This window comes from Streptomyces sp. 13-12-16, from assembly GCF_002114215.1.
Taxonomy (GTDB): Bacteria; Actinomycetota; Actinomycetes; order Streptomycetales; family Streptomycetaceae; genus Streptomyces.
The window spans coordinates 1-3,842 of sequence record NZ_NCTE01000419.1; the positions used below are offsets into that span (position 1 = coordinate 1).

The following is a 3,842-nucleotide window of genomic DNA, read 5'->3' on the forward strand; positions in this document are numbered from 1 at the left end:
CGGGTGCCCGGGCCGCTCGGCGGATGTCCGGGCAGGCTGACGGTCAGTGCCCGGCCAGCGCACGGGCGCGCCGGGCGAGTCGTCGGACGGTCGCGTTGCGCGGGAGGAAGGACAACCGGGCCGGGATCCCGCCCGGCAGCGCGAGCGAGGTCAGGCGGCGGCGCTTGAAGTAGCGCCACGTACGGGTGTCGAGGTGCAGGGAGAGATGGCGCTCGGCATCCGCCCGCAGCTCCGGACGGACCCTGGGCTGCATCACGTAGCTCACGGCCCTGAGCAGGGCGGCCAGGTCCGCCGGCCGCTCCGGTGCGGGCATCCGCCGGCCGGTCACCGCCGCCGCGTCCTCCAGGTCGGGCAACAGGGCGTCCGCGATGGTCAGCGGTACCCGGTCGCCGTGCTGGTAGGGCGCGAGCCGGGCCAGCAGCGTGTCGGTGCCCACCCGTGCGACCGGAAGGCCGTACAGACGGTCCGCGGTGAACAGCGCGGTCGGGAAACAGCCGACGACGAGGGCGGGGCGCACCCGCTGGAACACCGCCTCGGCCAGGACGGGACGCTCCGGCACGGTCAGCCGGGCGCCGAGCCGCCCGGCCTCCTCCACCAGCCGGCCCGGCCGGCGCGCGGACGACGCCGGATGCGGTACGAGGAGCAGCCGCCGGTGGCCCAGCGCCACCGCGCCGCGCACCATGCGCAGGTACAGCTCCTCCTCCTCGCGGCCGGTGAGGAGGCCGGGCGCGGACAGACACTGGCCCAGCAGCACCGCCGGCCGCTCGGCCCCGTCCGCCACACCGCCGAGGTCACCCCCGTCCTGGGCGAGCTCGCCCAGGACCTTCACCAGCGCCTCGGCCGGGACCTCCTCGGACGGCACGCCGAACTCGGTGAGCAGCAGCGGAGCGAGCTCCGGAACGAGACCGGGGTGCAGCAGCCGGTCGACGCGGGTGCCCACCAGCGGGTCGAGCCTGCCGGGGGTGGGGCCGTAGCCCATGAGGCCGTCCGCGTAGACGTCGACGGGGGCGTCCGTGAACAGCCGGCACACGGCGAGCGCCGGGTCCGCGTGGACGGACTCCACCACCAGCCGGACCCCGTCGTCGCCGAGTCCCCACAGCAGCCGCAGGTACCGCTCCCACATCGGGATGTCGTCGGCGCGGGGGCTCCAGCCGCAGGGGTGGAAGGGAGCGACGGTCTCGTTCCAGGACAGCACCCCGTCGAAACGCTCCCGGATCCGGGCGAAGCCCGGCATGGCGTCGAGGGCGGGGGCGGTCTCGGGGACGGCCGCGTCGTTGCCGACCAGCAGCAGGCGCCGGTCGGCGGGCTCGAAGAGCCCGGCGTCCAGGGCGGCCGCCAGCGTGGCGGCTCCGTACAGGGTCGACGCGCAGAAGATCTGCGTGGTGCGGGGCATCAGGCGGCCACCGCCCCGCCGGACGCGGGACGCCGGCGCAGCCGCCTCAGCGGGGCCGCCCGCTCGGCGTTCATGGAGTCCAGGACCTCCGTGAGGACGGTCCGCGGCAGGCGTCCGAGGGCGGCGGACGTCAGGGAACGCAGCTTCCTCGCCACGGCGGGTTCGAACCTCTCGATCGATCCGAGGTGATGGGCCATGACGGCGCAGTACGTGCGCACGGCCTTCGGCAGCAGGGTGCCGGCGTCCGGGTCCGCGGCCGTCTCGGCGATCACCTGGTCGAACGCCCGCAGGAAGTCCAGTTGCCGCACGTCCCCGACCTGGGTGAGCGACGAGGCGACCCCCCGGCGGTAGTGGACGCCCAGCAGCCCGACGACGGCGAAGGACTCCGCCTCCCGGTGCAGCTTCCAGATCCACGGCCGGTCCTCCGCGGTGCGCAGCCCGTCCGTGAAGTGCAACAGCCCCCGGTCCACCAGCCGCCGGTGGTAGACACCGGCCCACGCGTAGGGGTAGTCGACGCAGGTCGTCCGGTCGGCGGGCAGGATCGCCCCCCGCGGGGCCATCGGCACCCCCCGGCGGCCGTGCGGGACGCGGTGGATGCTGCGGGCCCGCCCCGTGCACTGGACGTGGTCGGTCCGCAGGAAGTCGCAGTCCAGCCGTTCGGCCGCGGCGACGAGCTGCGGGTAGTAGCCGGGCGCGAGCCAGTCGTCGCCGTCGAGGAACGTCAGGAACCGGCCGCGCGCCCGGTCGATCCCGGTGTTGCGCGCGGTGGCCAGCCCGCCGTTGTGCTCGTGCCTGACGTACACCGCGCCCGGCAGCTCACGCGCCGCGCGCGCGAGGATCTCCGGGGTCCCGTCCCGCGAACAGTCGTCCACGAGGATGAACTCGAAGTCGTCACGCGCGTTCGCACGCAGACTCCTCAGGGTGTCCGGGGCGTATTGCTGCACGTTGTAGAACGGCACGATGACGGAGAGCTTCAGCACGCGGGCGACGTTAGGCGGCGGCCCGGCATTCGGTTCGACCGTCCACTGGATACCGGATGAACTACGTGTGGCGAATCCGTGAACCGCGATTCCCGTCGGCACGACACGGGCTCGAATCGTCATTCGGCGGTGTGCTGTTAACCGTTTGTTGTGTTCGGGTTGGGCGGTTCCTAGGAATCGATTCCTAGCGTCTTCGACGTGCCAGCAAGTGCAACGAAGCCTCTCAGGGTCGCGGTCCTCGCGGATTCCGACACCCGGTGGAAATGGGGCGCGCTCACCGCGAACCGCGTCGCGCCGCGGGACGTCCGCCTCGACGGATTCCTGCTGCGGGGCCGCGCCACCCCCACCGCCCGCCAGCTCGGCGAGGTCGGTGTCACCGCGGACTCGCTCCGCGAGGTCACCGCCGTCGAGTTCCTGCGCGCGATGCGCGAGGAGTCGTACGACCTCCTCGTGCTCGCCCTGGTCGGCGGCGGTGTGCAGGCGATGCTGCACGGACTCAAGCGGGCCTGGGAGGACCGGCCGCGGCGGCCCGTCGTCGTCACCGGATACGTCGGTGTCGTCTACGAGAAGCTCGCCGACGGCCTGCTGCTGCGCCACGGCGCCGACCTGGTGCTCGCCAACTCCCGCCAGGACGCCGACCGTTTCCGCGCCGTGTACGAGGGAGTGGGAGCCGACGCCTCCTCGGTGACCGAGGTCGCGCTGCCTTTCCTCGGCGGGGCCGCGTACGAGGGCGAACACGACCCCTCTGCGAAGCAAGGGCGCAGGCCCTACACGGTCGTCTTCGCCGCCCAGCCCTCCGTCCCGGACAGCCGCAGGGACCGTACGTACCTGCTGGAGCGGCTGGTGCGGCACGCCCGCCGGCACCCCGAGCGCGAGGTGCTGCTGAAGCTGCGCTCCAAGCCCGGCGAACACACCACGCACCTCGAGGAACTGCCCTACCAGAAGCTCGCCCAGCGGCAGGACCTGCCGTCCAACTTCCGCCTGGTCTACGGGCACATGGGCGAGGTCCTCGACCGGACCGACCTCCTCGTCACGGTCAGCTCCACGGCCGCCCTGGAGTCGCTGCACCGCCGCGTCCCCACCGTGGTCCTCACCGACCTCGGCATCCGGGAAGCCCTCGGCAACCACCACTTCGTCGGCTCCGGCTGCCTCGCCTCCTGGGACCAGCTCGACGCGGGACACCGCCCGGAGCCCGACGCGGAGTGGGTGGCCCGGCAGGGGGTCGCGGTGGACGGCTCGTACGAGACGGCCTTCGACACGGCCCGCGAACGCATCGCCGGGCTGCTCGGCCGGCCCGGCGGACCGCCGCCCCTCACCCCGTACTACACGCCCGTCACCGCGCCCGGCTACCTGCCCGGCATCCTCGCCCGCCACCACCTCGGCCCGGACGGCACCCCGCTGCCCGGCGCGCCCGCCGCCGACCGGGAGCCCGGACCGGTCCGGCAGATCGTGCGCCGGGCGGCGCGCGG

At 73.8% G+C, this 3,842-nt stretch carries 3 protein-coding genes; 1 reads left to right on the plus strand and 2 read right to left on the minus strand.

Features of this window, described 5'->3' with window-relative positions; genetic code table 11:
• Nucleotides 1–43: 43 nt before the first annotated feature.
• The gene (locus tag B7767_RS17150; RefSeq protein ID WP_085572955.1) at nucleotides 44–1,393 is read right to left on the minus strand and encodes a polysialyltransferase family glycosyltransferase; all 1,350 of its coding nucleotides are present in this window, start codon (nucleotides 1,391–1,393) and stop codon (nucleotides 44–46) included.
• Nucleotides 1,393–2,373, minus strand: a complete 981-nt coding sequence (locus B7767_RS17155) for a glycosyltransferase family 2 protein (RefSeq protein ID WP_085572956.1) — start codon at nucleotides 2,371–2,373, stop codon at nucleotides 1,393–1,395. Before B7767_RS17155 ends, B7767_RS17150 begins: the two co-directional genes overlap by 1 nt.
• Before the next feature lie 198 nt (nucleotides 2,374–2,571).
• On the opposite strand from B7767_RS17155, the gene B7767_RS17160 reads away from it, so the two are divergent.
• Nucleotides 2,572–3,842: DUF6716 putative glycosyltransferase (locus tag B7767_RS17160; RefSeq protein ID WP_085572957.1), on the plus strand; the 1,271-nt coding region annotated here is incomplete at its 3' end.